We start from the raw sequence: 20,743 nt of genomic DNA on the forward strand, positions 1-20,743 counted from the left end.
CTCCCGGAAAATTTTTGCGTCGAAGGAGACTAGTTGTGATTGGAGAGCAAGACGTCCTTGGCTTCGTTAATCCGCGCCGCCAGGAAAGACGTGCCGCCGAGATCGGGGTGCAGGCGCTGCATCAGGCGGCGGTGCGCCTTGCGGACATCCGCCGCGGCGGCCCCCGCTTCAAGACCAAGGACCTTGTAGGCCTCCTCCTTAGTCATGGCGCCCGGACCTGGCGCAACACCCAGCCCTTCGCCACCGTTCGTCTCAGCGTATTTGCGCCAGACGGGAAATCTGCCGTCAAGATACGTCTCTAGCAACTGCCGGCTCTCCGGATCGCCGGAGAGTTCACGGTAGAGATGCTGCAATTGCGCAAGGGTCATCGAGCCAAGCATCTTGCCATCATGGCGGCCGGCCAGCACCAGCCCTTCCAGGCCGCCAGTATTGTGATCGAGTTCCATCTCGAGTGCCGCCGTCCGCACCGTTGAGCGTTTTCCAGCACCCGGTCTGGCCTTTGGCCCGCCCGTATGCATGGCGCCGTACCAGGCGATTGCCACGAACAGGATGATGCCGCCGATGCCTTGGCGCCCGACCAGGAGCACGGCGCCACCCACCAGCGCCAGCAGGATCGGTCCCAATTTTCTCATTCCGCTTGCGAGTTGCGCCGGATCCGCGCGGAGAAATGCGGTGGCTACCCCCAGCAGCACCAGCAACAACGCGACCACGATGATAATTGCGCCTAACATTTCGCACCGCCCCGCAGGGGTCCTGTCCGCTCGGACAGCCGCGTGATGTCCTTCAACACTTTTCCTGCGCCAGAATCATGGCCTTTAATCGGGCGGGAAGGAGGACCATCATGCGAACTGATCCTCCAAAGCACAGCAGCCTGTGTCGACAGTTCTTCATCGCGCATGGATTTCAAGATGTGGCGTCGTCGCATCGCTTGCAAGTCCAGCGCGGGGCAAGATTGAGGGCCAGAAAACGCGGGCGCGGCAGTAGGCAATCCTTCGCTCAAGCCCTAGAGCAGGCCGAGGTCGGCCAGCTCGCGCCTGAGTTTCGGCGGCATCTCGACCAATCCCGCCTTGCCCTTGCCGAGGTCGGCCGGGGCGTCCGCCGGCTTCAGGTAACGCCAGCCCTGGAAGGCGCGGCGCGGCTGCCAGTCGGTGCGCACCACCTTGGGATCGAGCATCAAATGGCAGCGGCCAATGCCGTCGTCATCGGTGAACGGCCGGATTTCCGTGATCAACTGGCGGCACTGCACGCTGCCCTTGATCACCCAGTAGAGCGAACCGCCATCGGTGACCTCGTCGCCACGTGTCGGCATCATGCGGGTGGTGTGCCAGTGTTCGGCTGGTTCGCCGGCACGGCGGCGCTCGTCAAGGCGGAAGGCGATCCACTCTTCGAGATCCTCGACACTGTCGCAACCGACGCAAAGCTTTAGGAGATTGAGAGCCATCGCCCAAGGTTAGTCCGGAGCGCCGGGACGTCAACGGCCTGACGGACTTCTCCACAGTGCCGGCTTGGGCCAGCCCTCAACACTCAACGACATTGACCGCCAGGCCGCCAAGGCTGGTTTCCTTGTACTTTTCGTTCATGTCGAGGCCGGTCTGGCGCATCGTCTCGATCGCCGCATCAAGCGGCACGAAATGCACGCCGTCGCCTTTGATGGCCAGTGACGCGGCCGTCACCGCCTTGACGGCACCCAATGCGTTGCGCTCGATGCAGGGCACCTGGACTAGCCCGCCGACCGGGTCGCAAGTCATGCCGAGATGGTGTTCCAAGGCGATTTCGGCAGCATTCTCGACCTGCTCGGGCGTGCCGCCCATGACCGCGCACAGGCCGGCCGCAGCCATCGCCGAGGCGGAACCGACCTCGCCCTGGCATCCTACCTCGGCGCCCGATATCGACGCATTGGACTTGATGATGCCGCCGACGGCCGCTGCCGTCAGCAGGAAGTCGCGAATGCTCGGCTGGTCGGCCTCGGGATGGAAATGCAGCCAATAACGCAGCACCGCCGGCAGCGTGCCGGCGGCACCATTGGTCGGCGCGGTGACGACACGCCCGCCGGCCGCATTCTCCTCGTTGACCGCCATCGCATAGATCGACAGCCAGTCATTGGCGAGTAGCGGGTTCGGCCGGTTCTGTTGCCACTGCTCTTGCAGCTTGTCGTGGAGCTGCCTGGCGCGGCGGCGCACCTTCAGGCCGCCGGGCATGATGCCATCCTGCGACAGGCCGCGGTCGATGCAGCCCTTCATGGCGTCCCATATCGCGTCGAGGCCGGTGTCGAGCGCCTCGCGCGACATCTGCGTCTCCTCGTTGACGCGCTTCATTTCGGCAATGGAAAGGCCGCTCCTGGCCGCCATCTTCAGCATCTCGACAGCATTCTTGAAGGGATACGGCACTTTCTTGCCCTCGGTTGTGACCGAGCCCTTCGACTTCATCCGTTGCAGCTCTTCTTCCGAAACCACGAAGCCGCCGCCGATCGAATAGTAGATGCGCTTGAGCAGCAACCGGCCGCCGGCGTCGTAAGCGTAGAACGCCATGCCGTTGGCATGGCCGGTGAGCGGCGTCTTGCGGTCGAGAACCAGATCGGTGGCCGGATCGAAATGGTAGGAGGGGTGGCCGGGCGGTGAAACCAGCTTGTCGGCGGTGATGCGGCTGACAATGTCGTCGGCTCGGTCGGGGTCGACCGTTTGTGGCGTCTGGCCGGCAAGGCCGAGAATGACGGCACGGTCGCTGCCATGGCCGATGCCGGTATAGGCGAGCGAGCCATGCAGGCTGGCGCCGATGCGATCGACCTTGGCGCCGGCGGGACGCGGCCAGTCGTCGCTCGCGACCTCGTCGAGGAAGCGGCGCGCAGCCGTCATCGGTCCCATCGTGTGCGAGCTCGAGGGGCCGATGCCGATCTTGAACAGGTCGAAAACCGAAAGGAACACGCTGTCTCCTGGGTCACGTCGAGGACTACATATAGGAATTCCCGGGATGTTTCCGCTCTTTTGACAATCGCGGCGCAGCACCTGCCGACCTTGTTTGCTCCGGCAGCGACATCGAGTGCAACGCGCCGTGCAAGGTCATCGAAGCAACCGGGCCGAATATGGTAGATTCGGCGCCATGGGCGATTCCTATCTTTCGACGGCCGATCTCGCGGCGCTGAGCTTTTTCCTCCTCGCATGGGTGCTGCACACGCTCGCCTCGGACGGCCACCTGGTCAGCCGCGTGTCGCTGACCACCGCCATGAATGCGCAACGCGAGGCCTGGATGCGCACCATGGCCGAGCGCGAGATCCGCATCGTCGACACCGCCATCATGAGCGGCCTGCAGCAGGGAACAGCCTTCTTCGCCTCCAGTTCGCTGATCGCGCTCGGCGGCTGCTTCGCCCTGCTTGGCGCGTCGGACCGGGTGCTTGAGGTGCTGAGCACCCTGCCCTTGGGCGGCGCGCCGTCGCGCTCGGCCTTTCAGATCAAGGTGCTGGGACTGGTGCTGATCCTGGCTTTTTCCTTCTTCAAATTCGGCTGGGCCTACAGGCTGTTCAACTACTGTTCGATCCTGATCGGCGCCGTGCCGATCCCGCATGGCGAAGCCTCCCGCAATCCCCTCACGCAAACGGCTGTGTGGCGCGCGACGCAAATGAACATGCTGGCTGGCAAGCATTTCAACTCGGGCCTGCGCGGCGTGTTCTTCTCGATCGGCTATCTCGGCTGGTTCGTCGATCCCCTGGTGTTCGTGCTGTCGACGCTTCTGCTGCTGGCCGTCCTGGTACGGCGGCAGTTCTTCTCCGCGGCGCGGCGCGCGGTGATCGGTCAGCCGCCGGGCGTCGGAAACGGCTGATCGATGCGCCCGGAAAGCCAATAGGCGAAAAGCCCGATCCATTCGCGAACCGCGATGGTCGTGTTCTGCAGCGAATCGGCTGCATTGTCGCTAAACAAGCCGACGCCTTCCCGACCCGAGGTGCGATAGTCGACCGGCCATTGGACAGTTGGAAAGCCTGCCTTGTCGAACAGGGCCTTGGCGCGCGGCATGTGAAAGGCTGATGTCACCAAAAGCCATGTCTCGCCCGGTTTGGGCTTGACCAGTTCGCGGCTGAAGACCGCGTTCTCGTAAGTGTTGCGGGATTTGTCTTCGAGGAGCAGCCGGTCGGCCTGGACATCCAGCGCCTCGAGCAGGCGCGGCGCGGTGTCGGCATCACCTTCGCCGTCGAAGAACAGTGAACCGTTTCCACCGGAGACCACCACCTTTGCCTGCGGGAAACGCCGGGCGAGGATCGCGGTCTCGACCATGCGATCGCCGCTGCTGTTCAATTCATAGCCGCCGCGCACAAGGTTGATAGCGCCCTCGAAGCCGCCGCCGAGCACGACGATGCCGTCTACCTTCTCCGGCAGCGGCGGCCTGGGAAAGCGTTCCTCCAGCGGATTGAGCATTATCGCTCCAAGTGACGTCCAGGCCGACAGCGCGAGGATCAGAAACGCCAGCACGCCGCCGCTGACGGCAAGTCGCCGCCGGCCGGCCATCCCGGCGAGCAGCCCTGCCAAAAGCAGGAAGATCGTCAGGTTGAGCGGCTGGATGAAGAACCAGAATATCTTGGAAAGATAGTAGAACATCGCTCACTCATTACAGCCCGCAAGGCTGACCAAAATCGATCGCGATTTTCAGGACCATGCGTCAGGCGAGCGATACCCTTACCACCACTTCTCCGGCTGGAATGTGCCGGCCGCCTGCTCGATGACGGCGGCGGTCTGGAACAGCGTCTCTTCCTCGAATGGCCTGCCGATCAATTGCAGGCCGAGCGGCAGCCCCTTGGGGTCGAGGCCGGCGGGCACTGCGATGCCGGGCAGGCCGGCCATGTTCACGGTGACCGTGAAAATATCGTTGAGGTACATCTTGACCGGATCGGCGGCCATGTCCTCGTCGGCAATGCCGAAGGCAGCGGACGGCGTCGCAGGTGTCAGGATGACATCGACGCCGGCGGCGAAGACATTTTCGAAGTCGCGCTTGATCAGGTTGCGCACCTTCTGAGCCTGCAGGTAGTAGGCGTCATAGTAGCCGGCCGACAGCACATAGGTGCCGATCATGATGCGGCGCTTCACCTCGCGGCCGAAGCCGGCGGCGCGGGTCTTCTCATACATCTCGACGATGTCCTTGCCCGGCATGCGCAAGCCGTAGCGGACGCCGTCATAGCGGGCGAGGTTGGAAGAAGCTTCCGCGGGCGCCACGATGTAATAGGCCGGCAGCGCGTATTTGGTGTGCGGCAGGGAGATGTCGACGATTTCGGCGCCCGCGTCCTTGAGCCAGGCAATGCCCTTTTGCCACAGCGCCTCGATCTCTTCCGGCATGCCGTCGACACGGTATTCCTTGGGAATGCCGACTTTCATGCCCTTGATCGGCTTGCCGATCGCCGCCTCGTAGTCCGGCACCGGCCGGTCGACGGACGTGGTGTCCTTGGGATCGACCGAGGCCATGGATTTGAGGAGAATGGCGGCATCGCGCACGTCGCGGGCGATCGGTCCGGCCTGATCGAGCGACGAGGCGAAGGCGACGATGCCCCAGCGCGAGCAGCGGCCATAGGTCGGCTTGATGCCGACGGTCCCGGTGAACGCGGCTGGCTGGCGGATCGAACCGCCGGTGTCGGTGGCGGTTGCGCCTGCACACAGGAAGGCCGACACGGCGGTCGCCGAACCACCGGAAGAACCACCCGGCACCAGCTGCGCATTGTCGAGGCTACGCTGGGTTTTCTTGCCACCTGCCGAGACGAAGCCGCCATCACCCTGATGCGTCGTCGGCATCACCACCGTATCGAGGCGCGAACGCCGCCACGGGTTGATGACCGGGCCGTAGTAGGAGGTCTCGTTGGACGAGCCCATGGCGAATTCGTCCATATTGAGCTTGCCCAGCATGACCGCGCCGTCGGCCCACAGGTTGGACGTGACCGTTGATTCATAGCGCGGCTTGAAACCGTCGAGCACGTGGCTGCAGGCCTGGGTGTGGACGCCTTCGGTACCGAACAGGTCCTTGATCCCGAGCGGAATGCCTTCCAGCGCACCGCCCTCGCCCTTGAGCAGCCTGGCGTCCGACGTCTTGGCCATGTCGCGCGCCTTGTCGCCCGTCACCGCCACATAGGCATTGAGCGCCGGATTGGCGCGATCGATCGCCAAGAGATAGGCTTCGGTGATCTCGGTCGCGGTGATTTCCTTGGCGCGCAGCTTGGCGCGGGCCTGCGAAATCATCAGATGGGTCAGGTCGCTCATCAAAGGCTCTTTTCGTAAAACACCGACCACTCGGAATCGGGATATTCCAGCACCGGGCCGCAGCGCGAGAACCCGGCGCGTTCATAGACGGTCCAGGCGGCGGGATGGCGATCGCCGGTCTCCAGCACCAGCCGCTTCAACCCTTCATCGCGCGCCAGCGCCTCGACCCGTTGGACGATTCCAGCGCCGATCTTGCGGCCACGATGCGAAGGCCTCGTGTACATACGCTTGACCTCGCCAATGGCATCATCATGGCGCTTGAGTGCACCACAACCAATGGCGACGCCGTTGTCGCGAGCGATGAAAACCGTCGTGTCCTTGCCTGCCATCTGCTCGACCGTCAGGTGGTAGCAGTGCTCCGGCGGCGTCAGTTCGAGCAAGGTCGCGTTGAGTTCCGCGACCAAGCCGCGCACGTCGTCCTGCAGCGGCGTTTCGATGGCGATCTCGATAGCCATCGGTGCCTTACTCCACGACCTTCGGCACGAGGAAGAAATTCTCGTCGGTCGCGGGCGCGTTGGCGACGATGTCGGCCGCCTTGTTGCCGTCGGTGACGACATCGCCGCGCTTCTTCATTTCCATCGGCGTCACCGACGTCATTGGCTCGACGCCGGAAACATCGACCTCGTTCAACTGCTCGACGAAGCCCAGTATGGCATTCAACTCGCCGGTCATACGCTCGGCATCTTCCTCGCTCACCGCGATGCGGGCGAGATGCGCCACGCGCTTCACTGTCTTGACATCAACGGACATGTATTTGCCTCGGGGAAAACCAGTCCGGGCTATAGCGGCGCGGCGCGCGACGCGCAACATGTGCCGCCCGACAATCGGGCAACAACCTCATGGCAGGGCAATGCCCTCGCACAGATAGTAGCTGCCGCTGTTGCCGCTCGCCTCGCTTTCATCGTCGATCGGCCGGGCCGACACGAGATCGACCTGCGTCGGGTTCATCTGCGTCACCGACAGGACGTCAGGAAAGACATAGCCCGGCTCCTGGCAGATCGCCGTCACAGCCCAGCTCGGCGAGCGTGTCGCCTTGCTGACCTGAACGAATTCGCAATTGTATTCGACGCCTTGCAGGCCGTTCTTCGAAAGAACGATGTTGCCGGCATCGATCAGCGTCTGCAGCGTATCCTTTTTGGCCTGAGTACAGAGTTCCTCCGACTGGAGATAGACACCTTCGATGAAGTCATCCGCGGCAAGCGCGGGCGACGCCGCGACAAACATCGATACGCAAAGAGATCGCCCTAATGCCATGGATTTGTTCCGCTTTGGCTGTTTCTAGATGGTAATCGTTTCACCAATCTTCGGCAATGCAAGCTTGACCCCAGATCCTTCCAGGCCGGCTTCAAACTTCTCGGGCGTCGGGTCAATCATTGGAAACGTGCCGAAATGACAAGGGACGACCGTTTCGAATTTGAAGAAGCGGCGGCAGGCAAGGGCCGCCACCGCACCGCCCATGGTGAAGCGATCGCCGATCGGAACGATGCCAATCTTTGGCTCGTGCAATTCACTGATCAGCGCCATGTCGGAAAAGATGTCGGTGTCACCCATGTGGTAGAGCGTCTGGTCTTCCGGGAAATGCAGGACCAGCCCACCCGGATTGCCGAGATAGACGTTCTTGCCGCCCTCTTCGCCAAAGGAGGATGAATGCAGCGCCTGAACGAAAGTGGAGGTGAAACCGCCGCAATCGACCGTGCCGCCAATGTTGCCGGGATTGATCTTCTTGTCGCTGACGCCCCTGCCGACAAGGTACATGCAGATCTCGAAATTGGCGACCAGTTGCGCGCCGCTCTTGCCGAGCACTTCCAGCGCGCCGCTGATGTGGTCGCTGTGCCCGTGCGTCAAAAGAACATGCGTGATCCCTTCGGCCGGTCCTTCCCACCCGCCCGTCCAGGACGGGTTGCCGATCAGATAGGGATCGATGAGGATTTTCGCGTCACCGGTTTCGATGCGGAAGGCCGAGTGGCCATACCAGGTCAGTTTCATGAATGCATTTCCTCGATTTTTCCCGAGCCAAAGGATAGAACGCCGATAGCCTTGAGATCAAAGGGTATAGTGTCCGCCGGGCATCCGAAAGGACGCGTGCTGTCGAAAATAACGAGGGAAAACCGTTGACCGTCATCACGATTGAGCAATTGCCGGCACGGCTCGCCAACGGCAGGACCTTGGCGGGGCTCGATCTCGGCGACAAGACGATCGGCGTGGCGGTTTCCGATCGGGGGTTCTCCTTCGCTCATCCGCGTCCAGTCATCATCCGGCGGAAATTCTCGCTCGACGCCGCCGTCCTTCTGGCATTGCTGACGAAAGAGAATGTCGGTGCGGTGGCGATCGGATTGCCGATCAACATGGATGGATCGGAAGGTCCGCGCGCACAGAAATCGCGCGCCTTCGTGCGCAACATGGCGCAGCTAAGCGACCTGCCCTTCGTATTCTGGGATGAGCGGCTGTCGACCGTCGCGGCCGAACGGACGCTGATCGAGATGGATTTCTCGCGCGCCAAACGCGCCGGCAAGATCGATTCGGCGGCGGCCGCCTTTATTCTGCAGGGAGTTTTAGACCGGCTTCAGTCACTCGATGCAGCCGATCGAACGGGACCGGACCCGTCCAGCGACGCCTGACCCAGCCCAATATCTCGCGACGCCTGCGAAACACCCATATCGCAACGAGCAGCAAGCCATCGAACACGCAGGCTTTTGCCACCATGCCCGGGATGGTTGCGGGATCGATGCCGAGCATCTGACCGTAGAGCTGGAACACGAAATCGTGCAGCTGCCGGCTGAGCATCACATAGCCGAAATTCATGTCGTTGAGCGACAGGTAGAACCAGCCCCAAAACAGCGCCATCGGCGCGGCCCACAACGCGAAGATGTAGCGCATCAGCGGCCTCCCTTCCCGTTCGGGCCGGTCCGTCCCGATATCATGGAGAGCAGCGAATTGTGCGCCGCGGCTTTCGCCATGCTGTGCGCCGTGGCGTGGAAATCCTCCTCATCCAGCGCAGCTACCGAACGCCGTTCGGCAAGCATCGCGACATAGGAGACCAGAAGTGCGGCCAGTTGCACTGCGACCACCATGAACAGGCCGTTGATGCCTTGGGCCGCACCGCCGATCAGGATCATCGACATCACCCCGGAAGCGGAAATAAAGGCGATGCGAACGACGCTGTCGGCGCCGGGGCTGGACGCGTCGTTGATCAGCGTATCGACAAAGGCCCAGAAGAACAGCACCGCCACGACCAGCAACGCGATCGCCAGCGGAGCGACCACGACGATGTTCTCCAGATTGACAAACTGGGCGCTCTCGACGGTCACGCCGAGTACGCCGAGAGCCGCCGTCACACCTCGATTTCCATCGATACAGATCACCGCAAGCAGGGCAAAAACGATCGCCCAGTGCACGGACAGAAAGGAGGTCAGTACGTGTCGCATCGTGATTCCTGCTTCGACAGAATTGACAGTGGGCTTTGCGGTTCGCCGCCGCAACGGAAACCATTTGTTAAGGTTAACGGCGACGGCGAGGTCAGTGGGGATTCCGGCAACGCCGCTCGAACATGAAAGGCATCTCCGTCAATTCACCGGCGGATAGAGCGTATCGATGATCATGCGCGCGTCGTGGCGCGAATCGAGCATGCCGTAGGTATTGCGCCACTGGCCCGCGAGCCGCGTCTCGACGAAGGCATCGGCGATCCGCCCTGCCCCGAGCCGACGCAACTCGGCGGCCGCCGCAGAGAGCGCAAGCTGTTCCGTCAGCAGCCGGGCCGAGCCCTCGTCGGTCGAAGCGACCTGCATGGCCGCCTTCAGAACGCCGATCGTGCCGCGCCCGCCGGCGCCGAGGTCGCGGTCGATACCGGTCAATACTTCTTCGAAAAGCCCCGGCGCGCGGCCAAGCACGCGTAGCACGTCGAGCGCCATGACATTGCCCGATCCTTCCCAGATCGCGTTGACAGGCGCTTCGCGGTAATAACGGGCGAGCGGAGCTTCCTCGACATAGCCATTGCCGCCAAGGCACTCCATCGCCTCGTAAAGCAGCGGCGGCGCGATCTTGCAGACCCAGTATTTGACGACCGGCGTCATGGCGCGGGCGAACGCCGCCTCGCCGCGATCGCTCGCCGCCTCGTCGAAGGAACGCGCCAGCCGGAACGACAGCGCGGTCGCCGCGGCAACATCGAGCGCCATGTCGGCCAGCACGCGCTGCATCAACGGCTGCTCGATCAAGGTCGAACCGAACACCTGGCGATGGCGGGCATGATGGATCGCTTCGGCCAGCCCCGCCCGCATGATCGCCGAAGACGCCACCGCGCAGTCGAGCCGGGTCAGCGTCACCATGTCCATGATCGTCTTGACGCCGGCGCCGGGTTCGCCGACCATCTCCCCGATGGCGTTGACGAATTCAACCTCGGAAGACGCGTTCGAGCGATTGCCGAGCTTGTCCTTCAGCCGCTGGAAGCGAAAGCCGTTGCCAGACCCGTCGCCGAGCACGCGCGGCACCAGGAAGCAGGACAGTCCCTCCGGCGCCTGTGCCAGCACCAGGAAGGCGTCCGACATCGGCGCCGACATGAACCATTTATGTCCCGTCAGGCGGTAGAAGCCGCTGCCGACGCGTTCCGCCCGGGTCACATTGGCACGCACATCGGTGCCGCCCTGTTTCTCGGTCATGCCCATGCCGAGCGTCAGTCCGGTCTTTTCGACGGGCGGCTTCTGGCTCTGGTCGTATTTGCGCGTCGTCACGCGCGGCGCCCATTCGCGAAACAGTTTTGGGCTGGCCATCAATGCCGCCAGCGAGGCGCTGGTCATGGTGATAGGGCAGAGATGCCCGGTCTCGAGTTCCGCCGTCAGGTAAAAACGGGCGGCGCGCACTTGATGGCGGCGGCCGATCTCGGCGTCGCCATTTTCCCAGACCGAGGAATGCAGGCCGTTGGCCACCGAGCGGCGCATCAAGGCGTGGTAGGCGGGATGGAATTCGACCAGGTCGATGCGCCGTCCCTGGCGATCATGCGTCCTGAGTTTCGGCGTCTCGACATTGGCGAGGCGCGCCAGTTCCTGGGCTTCTTGCGTCAGCACGAAACGGCCGAGCCCGTCGAGATCCTTGCGCACCGGATCGGAAAAGCGCTCGGCAAGCTGGATCAGCAACGGATCGCCTCGCCAGGCGTTGCCGCCCGTCAGCGGCGGCGGCTGGTTCGTTACGTCGTCGGTCACGCCCAATCCTTCTAGCCGATCCTTCTAGAAAGGCCCTATTGTCGGAAAGCCTCGAATCCGAGGCCGTCGGCTTAGATATAGCCAAGCGTTGCTGCGCGCGCGACGAAAATACCGGCCGATCTAATCGGCTATCTACACGAAAAAATTGAGGAGAACGGCGTCAATCCAAAGCGGGTGCTTGCGGGCGCGAAATCCGCACCCTATAGCAGCCCCTTGAGATGACCGACGCTTCGTCCCTGCCACTCTACCCTCACCGCCATCTTCTGGGCATCAGCGACCTTTCGCCCGCCGACATCGAGCTTTTGCTCGACAGGGCGGATCGGGCGGTCGCGATCTCGCGCCAGTCCGAAAAAAAGACCTCGACGCTGCGCGGCCGCACCCAGATCAATCTCTTCTACGAAGCCTCGACCCGCACGCAATCCTCGTTCGAGCTGGCCGGAAAGCGGCTTGGCGCCGATGTCATGAACATGTCGGTGGCGAGTTCCTCGGTAAAGAAGGGCGAAACGCTCATCGACACCGCGATGACACTCAATGCCATGCGGCCCGACATATTGATCATCCGCCATCAGTCGGCGGGCGCGGCGGCCCTCCTGGCGCAGAAGGTCGGCTGCTCGGTGGTCAATGCCGGCGACGGCGCCCATGAACACCCGACACAGGCGCTGCTCGACGCGCTCACCATCCGCCGCGCCAAGGGTGCGCTGTCGAAGCTGATCGTGGCGATCTGCGGCGACATCCTGCATTCGCGTGTGGCGCGCTCCAACATCATGCTGCTCAACGCACTCGGCGCACAGGTGCGGGTGGTGGCGCCCTCGACGCTATTGCCCTCGGGCATCGACAGAATGGGCGTGATCGTCTGCCGCTCGATGGCGGAGGGCCTGAAGGACGCGGATGTGGTGATGATGTTGCGCTTGCAGCGCGAGCGCATGGAAGGAGCCTTCGTGCCATCGGTGCGCGAATATTTCCGCTATTTTGGTCTGGACGCCGAGAAACTGAAGGCCGCCAAGGACGACGCGCTTGTCATGCATCCTGGCCCGATGAACCGCGGTGTCGAGATCGCATCCGAAATCGCCGACGGCCCGCAAAGCGTCATCCAGGAGCAGGTGGAAATGGGCGTCGCCGTGCGCATGGCGGTGATGGAAGCGCTGCTCGATCCCCGCCGCAATCAAGAGGGCCGTAATCAAGAAGGCCGCGGCGCATGAGCATCACGGTCTTTGAACGCGCCCGCATCATCGACCCGTCACGCGGCCTTGATGAAGTTGGCTCCGTCATAGTCGAAGGCAGGAAAATCGTTGCCGCGGGCAAGGCGGCGCTGAACCACGGCGTCCCCGACGGCGCTACGGCGATCGACTGCGGCGGCAAGGCGATCATCCCCGGCCTGATCGACGGCCGGGTCTTCATCGGCGAGCCCGGCGCCGAACATCGCGAAACCATCGCTTCGGCAAGTGTCGCCGCAGCGGCCGGCGGCGTCACGTCCATCGTGATGATGCCAGACACCGATCCGGTGATCGACAATGTGGCGCTGGTCGAATTCGTGCTGCGCACCGCCAAGGACACGGCCGTCGTCAATATCTTTCCGGCCGCCGCCATCACCAAGGGCCTCCACGGACGCGAAATGACGGAGTTCGGCCTGCTGCGCGAGGCGGGTGCGGTCGCCTTCACCGATGGCAGGCATACCATATCGAGCGCGCTGGTGATGCGTCGCGCGCTAACCTATGCGCGCGATTTCGGCGCCACCATCGTCCATGAAACGCAGGATGCCGATCTTGGGTCGTCGGGCGTCATGAACGAAGGCCTGTATGCCAGTTGGCTCGGCCTCTCCGGCATTCCACGTGAAGCCGAATCCATCCCGCTCGAGCGTGACCTCGCGCTGGCGCAGCTGACGCAAGGTTCGTACCACGCCGCGAAGATCTCGACGGCAATGGCGGCAAGCGCCGTGGCGCGTGCGAAGGCCGACGGCGCGGCAGTGACATCGGGCGTGTCGATCCACAGTCTGTCTCTCAATGAAAACGACGTTGGCGAGTACCGCACCTTCTTCCGCCTGACGCCGCCGCTGCGGGCCGAGGAGGACCGGTTGGCGATGATCGATGCGGTCAAGGACGGAACGGTCGATGTCATCGTCTCCTCGCACGATCCGCAGGACGTCGATACCAAGCGCCTGCCCTTCGCCGACGCCGCGGCCGGTGCCATTGGCCTCGAAACCCTGCTGGGCGCGGCCTTGCGCCTCTACCACAATGGCGACGTGCCCCTGCTCAGGCTGATCGAAACCTTGTCCACCGCGCCGGCGAGGCTGTTTGGATTGGCCGGCGGCACGCTGAAGCCAGGCGCCGTCGCCGATCTCGCGCTTGTCGACCTCGATGAACCCTGGATAGTCAGCGAAAGCGGTATCCGCTCGCGCTCGAAAAACACCTGCTTCGAAGGCGCACGGCTGCAAGGCAAGGTCTTGCAAACGCTGGTGGCGGGCCGCACAATATTTTCTGCCTGAGCCGGCGGTAGCCATGCGACATCAGGCATGGTTGGGGGAACGCGGGGGGAACAATGACTTACGGCCCAATCCTGGCGCTGGTGTTCGGCTATCTGCTGGGCTCGATTCCATTCGGCCTGCTGCTTACCCGCGCGGCCGGCCTTGGCGATGTGCGCAAGATCGGTTCAGGCAATATCGGCGCCACCAATGTGCTGCGCACCGGCAACAAGGGGCTTGCCGCCGCGACTTTGCTGCTCGATGCGCTGAAAGGCACGGCCGCCGTGCTGATAGCAGGCCATTTCGCGCCTGAAGCCGCGATCTGGGCTGGTCTCGGCGCCTTTCTGGGCCACCTGTTCCCGGCATGGCTCGGCTTCAAGGGTGGCAAGGGCGTCGCCACTTATCTCGGCGTGCTGGTCGGCCTTGCCTGGCAAGTCGCATTGATCTTCGCTGTCGTATGGTTGGTGATGGCTTTCCTCTTCCGCTATTCATCGCTGGCGGCGCTGGCTGCTGCCGTGGTGGTACCGATCGCGCTTTATGTCCTGAGCACGCCGCAGATAGCCATTCTGTTCGTGGTGATGAGCATCATTGTCTTCATCAAGCACCGAGAAAACATTTCGCGACTGATTGCCGGCTCCGAAGGCAAGATCGGAGCCAAGGGGTGAGCGAACCGGCCGCCGGGCCGCGTCTCACCGATCGCCAGCGGCTGAGCTGGCTGCGGCTGATCCGCACCCAGAATGTCGGCCCTGCCTCCTTTCGCGACCTGATCAACCGTTTCGGTTCGGCCGAAGTCGCGTTGGAAATGCTGCCGGAACTGATGATTTCCGGCGGCGCCAACCGAATCGTGCGCATTCCTTCCCTTGCCGAGGCCGAGGCCGAGATGGAGGCCGCGCGGCGAGTTGGAGCACGCTTTGTCGGTATTGGGGAGGCGGACTATCCGCCGCTGTTGCGCAGCATGGACAATCCGCCGCCGATGCTGGCGGTCAGGGGCAATGCCGCGGTGTTCCGGTTGCCGGGTGTCGCGATAGTCGGCGCCCGCAACGCATCGCTTGCCGGCATCAAGATGGCGCGCATGCTGGCTGCCGATCTCGGACGAGACGGCTACGGCATCGTCTCCGGCCTGGCACGTGGCATCGACACGGCGGCGCATCAGGGCAGTCTCTTGACCGGTACGGTCGGCGTGCTCGCCGGTGGGCTCGACCTGCCCTACCCGCCCGAAAATGCCGGTCTGTGCGATGACATTGCGGAGCGTGGCGCCATCATCTCGGAAATGCCGTTCGGCTGGCAGCCGCGTGCCCAGGATTTCCCGCGCCGCAACCGCCTTGTCGCGGGCGCCGCTCTTGGGCTGGTGGTGGTTGAGGCAGCACAGCGCTCAGGCTCGCTGATCAGCGCCAGGCTTGCCGGCGAGATGGGCCGGTTGGTCTTTGCGGTACCCGGCTCCCCGCTCGATCCGCGCGCGGCCGGTACCAACGGTCTGCTCAAGGACGGCGCCACGCTGGTCACCGAAGCTTCGGACATTTCCAGGGCGATCCTTCCGCTGACCGGCATGCGGGCGCCTGATCTGCCGCCGTTTGAGGACCCGCCCGACTTTTCGGCCACACCGCCACCAGGCGAGAGCGACCGGGCCAAGGTGATCGAGGCGCTGGGGCCGACACCGGTGCCGATCGACGAGATCATCCGCCACACCGGCCTGCATCCCGCCCAGGTCTTCATGGTGCTGCTTGAACTCGACCTTGCCGGCCGCCTCGAGCGTCACGCCGGTGGAAATGTTTCGCTTGTTTTCGGGGAAGGCTAACCGCCCTCAGTGGCGGCTGGTCTTTCTATCTCCGGTCTCGTCGTAATCCTGCATGTTGGCGTCAAAGAGATCCTTTTGAACAAACTGGCGCCAGACCTCATCCGCGTCCTGCGGGCGCGACGGATCGAAACTCGGCTGGGTCTCGTGCGTATTCGGGAGCGACCGCCGGCGTAGCCAAGCAGGCATGATCTCCAAGATGAGACTGGTGAATTGGGTCATCACGGACTCCTTCGATTGAAGGGATGGACCAGGCCGGTCGATCCACCCAAATTACGCTGGCTCACCGCACCCAGCCAAGCCAAAGCCTCCCCGACGTCGGCAAGCACATGGCGCGCCGCTGTCGGTCCGTGCGGTTTGATGCGGATCGACATGCCGTCCATCTCGTTCACGGCCTCGAAACCATTTTCGTCGGATGTGTCGTCGCCCAGAAACACCGGCCGCCGCCCCTCGAAAGCCGGCAGATCCAGAAAGCGCCTGATGGCGGCTCCCTTTGCTGCCTCCAGCGGCATCAATTCAACGCCGGCATTGCCGGCCAGCACCCGATATCCCGTAGGCAACCTGCCCAACGCCTGTTCGACCAGTTGCGTCGCGCGCCGCAACAGTTGCGGTGCCGCGCGCGTGTGGACTGCCAGGATCGGTCCCTTGCGCTCGATATAAACGTCCGAACTGCCCAGCTCCGCTTCGATTTCCTCGGCAAGTGCCGCAATGTCGGCCGGCTCTCCCGCTGCCTCGACCGGGCCGTCGCGGATGAGCCTGTGCTCAAGCCCATACAGCCCGGCGGCGCGCAATCTGAGCGGCTGGAAAAGATGGTCGACCGCGGCGATCGATCGTCCCGTGATGAACGCCAGAGCTCCATCCAATTGCAATTCGAGCCTCGCCAGCAGCGTACGCAATTCATCGCCGACAACCACCGCATCGGGATGCGCGGCGTGTTCGAGAAGCGTGCCGTCAATGTCCAGGAACAAGGCCCACGGCCCTGTTGGGAGCTCAGGCGCGGGCAGCTTTGGCAGAAGCGACATCACAGCGCCGCCACCCGTCTGCGATCGAGCAGCGAGATCACGTTGCCCGATGAGGTCGGGGCGGCGCCGACGGCGCGATCGACCGCAACGCGTTTGCGCAGGCGCGCGGCATCGAGAAGCATGCTGCCTGCCCACCGGTAGACATTATTGTCGCGAACGACCTCACGCATCCTTTGCATGCGCTGCCGCTGCTCTTCCGACGACATCGTCAAAGCCTGCAACAAGGCGTCGCCCATCATTGTGGCGTCGTAGGGATTGACGATCAGCGCTTCCAGCAATTCCTTGGAAGCGCCGGCGAACATGCTGAGCAGCAGGACCCCCTGTTCGTCATTGCGCGCCGCGACGAACTCCTTGGCCACCAGGTTCATGCCGTCATGCAGGCTCGTGACCAAGCAAACGTCGGCGGCCCGGTAGATTTCGTAGACCTGTTCCTGCGAATGATGTTCCGTGACCATCAGCACGGGAGTGTAGCCGTCGCGGCCATAGCGCCGGTTGAGATCCTCGGCTTGACGCAGACACTCTTCATGCAACTGTTGGTATGCGGGCAAGGTGCCGCGACTGGGTGCCGCGATCTGCAGGAAGGCGACCTTGCCAATCCATTCCGGATGGAGCCTCAGCAGCTCATCGAGTGCGGTAAAGCGATCGAGGATGCCCTTCGTGTAGTCGAGACGTTCGACGCCGACACACAGCCTGACATCGTCCGCCAGCCCGAATTTTTCACGAACATGCCGCCGGCATTGCGCCACGTCGGGCAGCTGGGCCTGTCGAGCCGGCTCCCATTCGATTGAAATCGGATACGCGTGAACCAGGCTGATCTGGCCGCCATAGGAGATGGCGGAATCCTCGCGCTCGATCCTGCTCTCCAGGAAGCGGTCGACGCTGTCGATGAAGTTGTTGCAATGGAACTGGGTGTGAAAGCCGACGATCGAACTGCCCAACAATCCTTCTAGGATCTTCTCGCGCCATGGGCAGATGCTGAACACCTCGGAATTCGGCCATGGAATGTGCCAGAAGGTGATGATGATGGCTTCCGGCAGGCGCTCCCGGATCATCCGCGGCAACAGGGCGAAATGGTAGTCCTGGACCAGCACGATGGGCCGCTCGTTACGTGCCTCCGCGACGACGGTGTCGGCGAATTTGCGGTTGACCGCCTCGTAGGCCTCCCAGTCGGACGCACGGAATATCGGTCGGGTGAAGGCTATGTGGCACAGCGGCCAAAGCCCCTCATTGGCAAAGCCGAGATAATAGCCTTGCTGTTCTTCCTCGCTCAGCCAGACACGGCGCAACGTATAGGAAGGGTTTTCCGGCGGCACTTCGACGCGGTCGTTTTCGTCGACCACCAGCGCATCGGCCGAACCGCCGCCATAGGCGATCCATGTGCCCGCACAGGCGCGCGTGATCGGCTCCAGGGCGGAGACCAGCCCGCTGGCGGGTACGACCAGCTGGATGCCGTCGCCGTTGCGGTTATGGATGTAGGGTTCGCGATTTGACACCACGATCACCTGTGCATCGGGAAGTTCCTTCGCCAGAATGTGACGCAACGTTTCCGGCGACCATTGGACGAGGGCGGCGGCCGCGGATTGCCCGTTCTTTTCGAACTCCGGCAATGGGCTGCGAACGGATCCTGCTTCGAGACGGGCGAGCTTCATGTTTCTGGCCCGGCGCGCCCGTGACAGCACCACCGCGAGCGCGACGCATGAGATACCGACGATTACGAGAACGAAGAGCCACAGTGCGGCCGAGGGTACGACCAGGTACGAACTGTTGTCGGGCATTTCGAATTGATTACCTTTCAATGGGACGCGGCAGATCCACCGACAGGAACTCCAGCATCCTTGGCGTGCTGATCCAACGTTCCGCACCCGTGATGGTTCCGATTTTTCAGCTCTTGACCACCAGTGGCACCAATCCTTCATGCGCATCCGCAAGGAAGGCACCGACACGATCCCCCACGCGCTGAAACGTCAGGTCCACCGCCACATGTCCCACCGAGAGATGGCGAATGACAAGATTGTCGATGCCGATCGGCAAGTGCGGCCGGGTCACGTGAATTTCGTTCGTCCAACCGTCGATCTGTAGGCCGAGGCAGGCCTGCATGAGCATGAAGGCGGAGCCCGCGGACCAGGCCTGCGGCAGGCAAGCCACCGGATAGGCAATCGGCGCTTCGCCGGCCGAGCGCGTGAACCCGCAGAACAGTTCGGGTAGCCGCATGTTGAAATGAACCGCGGATTCGAAGGTCCCGCTCATCAACCGCACCACGCTGTCGCGGATGCCGTATCGCGCCAGCCCGGCGGCGCAGATCGCGGTGTCGTGCGGCCAGATGGATCCGTTATGATAGGACATCGGATTGAAGAAGATCGCATCGTCCGCCAGCGTTCTCAGCCCCCAGCCGGAATGGAACGAAGCCGACAGCAGCTGGTCGGCGACCATGCGTGCGCGATCCGGATTGGGAAGGCCGACATAGAGCAGGTGACCCGCATTGGACGTGCGCACCTTGCAGGGTTGGCCATCGCCATCGATCGCCAGCGCATAGTAGCCAAGCTCTTCGATCCAGAAGTGGCGTTCGACTTGTTGGCGAATGGCATCGGCGCGCAGCTCCCAATTCTCCGCCCGCTCCTCTTCGCCGCGCAGCCGTGCCAGCTTTGCCAATCCCCGAAATGCTGCAAAGACGTAACCCTGCACCTCGACCAGCGCGATCGGCCCTTTCGGAATGCGGCCGTCGGCATGGAAGACGGAATCGAAGCTGTCCTTCCATCCCTGGTTGGCAAGGCCGGATTCCGCGGCGCGCTGATAGGTAAGAAACCCTGTCGAACGGCTCGCTGTCTCGATCCACTCGGCGGCGGCGCACAGCGATGGCCAAAGGCCATCGATGAAAGCCGTGTCTCCCGTGCGGTCCGCATAGGCGCAGGCGAGATGGATGTAGAGGGGCGTCGTATCGACGCCGCCATAGTAGCGGCCGAACGGCAACTCGCTCAGCGCCGCCATCTCGCCCTTGCGGGTCTCGTGCATGATCTTGCCGGGCTCGGAATCGCTGAAGGGAGAGGTTTCGGTCGCCTGGTGCTGGGCGAGAAAGGCAAGCACGCCACGAGCCAGGCCGGGATTGAGCCAAAGCATCTGCAGAGCTGAAATCACGCCGTCGCGGCCGAAGGCGGTGGAGAACCACGGGATCCCGGCATATGGGTAAGGCCCAGTCGCCAGTTCCGTGGTGAGCAATGCCACATCGGCACGCGCCCGTTCCATCCAATCATTGAAGACGCGGCCTGAACTGTGCAGCGTTGCCCCATGCCGGCGCTTGGCGCGCATGCCGAAACGGGCGCGCGCCGCCGCGGCCCGGAAACGTTCACTTTGCGGGCGGGCCGTTGTCTTGCTCCCCACCTCCACATACAGCGTCTGGCGGCTGCGCTTGGTGACGGCAATGAAGAAATCCGCCCGCTCGGAGGTCAGTTGATCCGGGGGCTGTGAAAACGAAATGGCAGAGGTCCGCACGACCTTGTCCAGCCCTTCGTAGCGGAGCACGACCGAACTCTGGTCGATCTCGGCCGTGTGCGCGGTACCGCGCTTGGAGCGGGTCGAGCCCCGGACTTCGAACATGTCGCGAAAATCAACGCCGAAGCGCAGTGACACCAAGACCGTCGAATGCTCCCGGCTATAGTTCGAGAGCGTGATGCGTTCATATAGCCTTTCCTGCCACAGAAGCCTGACCCGCTCGATATGGATCGCGCCCTGCGGAATCTGGCGGCCCGCGGCGCTCTCGATCGGCAGATTGGTCAGGTTGCTGGTGAACAGGACGTTGTCCTGGCTGAGCGATGCGCCCAGCAGCGACAACGATCGTCCGCCAACCGTCAGGCGAAATTCGGAGAGCACGCGCGTGTCGTCGCGGAAGAAGCCGTCGCCGGCGCCACGTATGTCGCCATAGGCGTCGGCGACGGCAAAGCAATCGCCATGCTTGAGAGCGTAAAGCCGATGCGGCTCCCTGGGCGCGGTTTCGTCCAGGGAAGCCAGTGCTATCGCAGGATCGAGCTTGCGCTCGTCGAGTTGGGTAATGGTCAAGA

Annotated in this window: 22 protein-coding genes; 6 read left to right on the forward strand and 16 right to left on the reverse strand. The window is 63.1% G+C overall.

The features are described 5' to 3' along the window. Positions 1-29: 29 nt before the first annotated feature. From FJ954_RS25410 to FJ954_RS25420, 3 genes are all read right to left on the reverse strand, one after another. A complete protein-coding gene (locus FJ954_RS25410) occupies positions 30-731 on the reverse strand; it encodes a DnaJ domain-containing protein (protein ID WP_140664151.1) in 702 nt (233 codons plus the stop codon). Between the two features lie 272 nt (positions 732-1,003). Next, a complete protein-coding gene (locus FJ954_RS25415; RefSeq protein ID WP_140664154.1) occupies positions 1,004-1,441 on the reverse strand; it encodes a DUF1489 family protein in 438 nt (145 codons plus the stop codon). 76 nt (positions 1,442-1,517) lie between these two features. Continuing rightward, positions 1,518-2,921, reverse strand: a complete 1,404-nt coding sequence (locus FJ954_RS25420) for an L-serine ammonia-lyase (protein WP_015317762.1) — start codon at positions 2,919-2,921, stop codon at positions 1,518-1,520. A gap of 175 nt (positions 2,922-3,096) precedes the next feature. Between FJ954_RS25420 and FJ954_RS25425 the strand changes: the two genes are divergently transcribed. Continuing rightward, positions 3,097-3,813: a DUF599 domain-containing protein gene (locus FJ954_RS25425; RefSeq protein WP_140664157.1), complete on the forward strand. Its 717-nt coding sequence runs from the start codon at positions 3,097-3,099 to the stop codon at positions 3,811-3,813. On the opposite strand, the gene FJ954_RS25430 is transcribed toward FJ954_RS25425, so the two are convergent. From FJ954_RS25430 to FJ954_RS25455, 6 genes are all read right to left on the reverse strand, one after another. After that, the gene (locus FJ954_RS25430) at positions 3,786-4,583 is read right to left on the reverse strand and encodes a YdcF family protein (protein WP_140664160.1); all 798 of its coding nucleotides are present in this window, start codon (positions 4,581-4,583) and stop codon (positions 3,786-3,788) included. The genes FJ954_RS25425 and FJ954_RS25430 overlap by 28 nt on opposite strands. Before the next feature lie 78 nt (positions 4,584-4,661). Continuing rightward, positions 4,662-6,227, reverse strand: coding sequence for an amidase family protein (locus FJ954_RS25435; protein WP_140664162.1), 1,566 nt, complete (start codon positions 6,225-6,227; stop codon positions 4,662-4,664). Further along, complete coding sequence (locus tag FJ954_RS25440) at positions 6,227-6,682, reverse strand: GNAT family N-acetyltransferase (protein ID WP_140664165.1); 456 nt, start codon at positions 6,680-6,682, stop codon at positions 6,227-6,229. Before FJ954_RS25440 ends, FJ954_RS25435 begins: the two co-directional genes overlap by 1 nt. 7 nt (positions 6,683-6,689) lie before the next feature. Continuing rightward, positions 6,690-6,977, reverse strand: coding sequence for an Asp-tRNA(Asn)/Glu-tRNA(Gln) amidotransferase subunit GatC (gene gatC, locus FJ954_RS25445; protein ID WP_015317757.1), 288 nt, complete (start codon positions 6,975-6,977; stop codon positions 6,690-6,692). An 87-nt stretch (positions 6,978-7,064) separates the two neighbouring features. Continuing rightward, on the reverse strand, positions 7,065-7,481 hold the full coding sequence (locus FJ954_RS25450; protein WP_140616363.1) for a hypothetical protein: 417 nt from the start codon (positions 7,479-7,481) through the stop codon (positions 7,065-7,067). 24 nt (positions 7,482-7,505) lie between these two features. Beyond that, a complete protein-coding gene (locus FJ954_RS25455; RefSeq protein ID WP_140664167.1) occupies positions 7,506-8,213 on the reverse strand; it encodes a metal-dependent hydrolase in 708 nt (235 codons plus the stop codon). A 125-nt stretch (positions 8,214-8,338) separates the two neighbouring features. Here FJ954_RS25455 and ruvX point away from each other — a divergent pair, with 125 nt between their 5' ends. Then, on the forward strand, positions 8,339-8,845 hold the full coding sequence (gene ruvX / locus FJ954_RS25460) for a Holliday junction resolvase RuvX (protein WP_140664170.1): 507 nt from the start codon (positions 8,339-8,341) through the stop codon (positions 8,843-8,845). Here ruvX and FJ954_RS25465 read toward each other — a convergent pair. The 3 genes from FJ954_RS25465 to FJ954_RS25475 form a co-directional block, all read right to left on the reverse strand. Next, entirely contained in the window at positions 8,763-9,104 is a 342-nt protein-coding gene (locus tag FJ954_RS25465; RefSeq protein ID WP_015317753.1) for a DUF6105 family protein, read from the reverse strand. The genes ruvX and FJ954_RS25465 overlap by 83 nt on opposite strands. After that, positions 9,104-9,652, reverse strand: coding sequence for a hypothetical protein (locus FJ954_RS25470; RefSeq protein ID WP_015317752.1), 549 nt, complete (start codon positions 9,650-9,652; stop codon positions 9,104-9,106). Before FJ954_RS25470 ends, FJ954_RS25465 begins: the two co-directional genes overlap by 1 nt. 138 nt (positions 9,653-9,790) lie before the next feature. After that, positions 9,791-11,419 (reverse strand): DNA alkylation response protein, encoded by a 1,629-nt coding sequence (locus FJ954_RS25475; RefSeq protein ID WP_015317751.1) that lies wholly within the window; start codon positions 11,417-11,419, stop codon positions 9,791-9,793. A 218-nt stretch (positions 11,420-11,637) separates the two neighbouring features. Here FJ954_RS25475 and FJ954_RS25480 point away from each other — a divergent pair, with 218 nt between their 5' ends. Genes FJ954_RS25480 through dprA form a run of 4 tightly spaced genes read left to right on the forward strand, consistent with a single transcriptional unit; the run spans position 11,638 to position 15,672 of the window. Continuing rightward, on the forward strand, positions 11,638-12,618 hold the full coding sequence (locus FJ954_RS25480) for an aspartate carbamoyltransferase catalytic subunit (RefSeq protein ID WP_140664171.1): 981 nt from the start codon (positions 11,638-11,640) through the stop codon (positions 12,616-12,618). Further along, positions 12,615-13,901, forward strand: a complete 1,287-nt coding sequence (locus FJ954_RS25485) for a dihydroorotase (protein ID WP_140664174.1) — start codon at positions 12,615-12,617, stop codon at positions 13,899-13,901. The genes FJ954_RS25480 and FJ954_RS25485 overlap by 4 nt, the downstream gene beginning before the upstream one ends. Before the next feature lie 53 nt (positions 13,902-13,954). Further along, positions 13,955-14,542 carry a glycerol-3-phosphate 1-O-acyltransferase PlsY gene (gene plsY, locus FJ954_RS25490; protein ID WP_140664176.1) on the forward strand — a complete coding sequence of 196 codons (588 nt, stop codon included), beginning with the start codon at positions 13,955-13,957 and terminating at the stop codon, positions 14,540-14,542. Next, positions 14,539-15,672 (forward strand): DNA-processing protein DprA, encoded by a 1,134-nt coding sequence (gene dprA / locus FJ954_RS25495; RefSeq protein ID WP_015317747.1) that lies wholly within the window; start codon positions 14,539-14,541, stop codon positions 15,670-15,672. Before plsY ends, dprA begins: the two co-directional genes overlap by 4 nt. 6 nt (positions 15,673-15,678) lie before the next feature. On the opposite strand, the gene FJ954_RS25500 is transcribed toward dprA, so the two are convergent. The 4 genes from FJ954_RS25500 to FJ954_RS25515 form a co-directional block, all read right to left on the reverse strand. Further along, the gene (locus tag FJ954_RS25500) at positions 15,679-15,891 is read right to left on the reverse strand and encodes a hypothetical protein (protein WP_015317746.1); all 213 of its coding nucleotides are present in this window, start codon (positions 15,889-15,891) and stop codon (positions 15,679-15,681) included. Beyond that, complete coding sequence (gene otsB / locus FJ954_RS25505; RefSeq protein ID WP_140664179.1) at positions 15,891-16,691, reverse strand: trehalose-phosphatase; 801 nt, start codon at positions 16,689-16,691, stop codon at positions 15,891-15,893. Before otsB ends, FJ954_RS25500 begins: the two co-directional genes overlap by 1 nt. Next, a complete protein-coding gene (locus tag FJ954_RS25510) occupies positions 16,691-18,466 on the reverse strand; it encodes a trehalose-6-phosphate synthase (RefSeq protein WP_015317744.1) in 1,776 nt (591 codons plus the stop codon). The genes otsB and FJ954_RS25510 overlap by 1 nt, the downstream gene beginning before the upstream one ends. Positions 18,467-18,572: 106 nt before the next feature. Further along, positions 18,573-20,735, reverse strand: a complete 2,163-nt coding sequence (locus FJ954_RS25515) for an amylo-alpha-1,6-glucosidase (protein WP_140616516.1) — start codon at positions 20,733-20,735, stop codon at positions 18,573-18,575. Positions 20,736-20,743 lie beyond the last annotated feature (8 nt).

The sequence above is a fragment of the Mesorhizobium sp. B2-3-15 genome (assembly GCF_006442875.1).
GTDB classification, from domain to species: domain Bacteria; phylum Pseudomonadota; class Alphaproteobacteria; order Rhizobiales; family Rhizobiaceae; genus Mesorhizobium; species Mesorhizobium australicum.

Bases quoted from the DNA above. Each gene is read 5' to 3' on its own strand.
- FJ954_RS25410 (WP_140664151.1), bottom strand. From the start codon at position 731: ATGTTAGGCGCAATTATCATCGTGGTCGCGTTGTTGCTGGTGCTGCTG.
- FJ954_RS25415 (WP_140664154.1), bottom strand. From the start codon at position 1,441: ATGGCTCTCAATCTCCTAAAGCTTTGCGTCGGTTGCGACAGTGTCGAG.
- FJ954_RS25425 (WP_140664157.1), top strand. From the start codon at position 3,097: ATGGGCGATTCCTATCTTTCGACGGCCGATCTCGCGGCGCTGAGCTTT.
- FJ954_RS25430 (WP_140664160.1), bottom strand. From the start codon at position 4,583: ATGTTCTACTATCTTTCCAAGATATTCTGGTTCTTCATCCAGCCGCTC.
- FJ954_RS25435 (WP_140664162.1), bottom strand. From the start codon at position 6,227: ATGAGCGACCTGACCCATCTGATGATTTCGCAGGCCCGCGCCAAGCTG.
- FJ954_RS25440 (WP_140664165.1), bottom strand. From the start codon at position 6,682: ATGGCTATCGAGATCGCCATCGAAACGCCGCTGCAGGACGACGTGCGC.
- gatC (WP_015317757.1), bottom strand. From the start codon at position 6,977: ATGTCCGTTGATGTCAAGACAGTGAAGCGCGTGGCGCATCTCGCCCGC.
- FJ954_RS25450 (WP_140616363.1), bottom strand. From the start codon at position 7,481: ATGGCATTAGGGCGATCTCTTTGCGTATCGATGTTTGTCGCGGCGTCG.
- FJ954_RS25455 (WP_140664167.1), bottom strand. From the start codon at position 8,213: ATGAAACTGACCTGGTATGGCCACTCGGCCTTCCGCATCGAAACCGGT.
- FJ954_RS25465 (WP_015317753.1), bottom strand. From the start codon at position 9,104: ATGCGCTACATCTTCGCGTTGTGGGCCGCGCCGATGGCGCTGTTTTGG.
- FJ954_RS25470 (WP_015317752.1), bottom strand. From the start codon at position 9,652: ATGCGACACGTACTGACCTCCTTTCTGTCCGTGCACTGGGCGATCGTT.
- FJ954_RS25480 (WP_140664171.1), top strand. From the start codon at position 11,638: ATGACCGACGCTTCGTCCCTGCCACTCTACCCTCACCGCCATCTTCTG.
- FJ954_RS25485 (WP_140664174.1), top strand. From the start codon at position 12,615: ATGAGCATCACGGTCTTTGAACGCGCCCGCATCATCGACCCGTCACGC.
- plsY (WP_140664176.1), top strand. From the start codon at position 13,955: ATGACTTACGGCCCAATCCTGGCGCTGGTGTTCGGCTATCTGCTGGGC.
- FJ954_RS25500 (WP_015317746.1), bottom strand. From the start codon at position 15,891: ATGACCCAATTCACCAGTCTCATCTTGGAGATCATGCCTGCTTGGCTA.
- otsB (WP_140664179.1), bottom strand. From the start codon at position 16,691: ATGTCGCTTCTGCCAAAGCTGCCCGCGCCTGAGCTCCCAACAGGGCCG.
- FJ954_RS25510 (WP_015317744.1), bottom strand. From the start codon at position 18,466: ATGCCCGACAACAGTTCGTACCTGGTCGTACCCTCGGCCGCACTGTGG.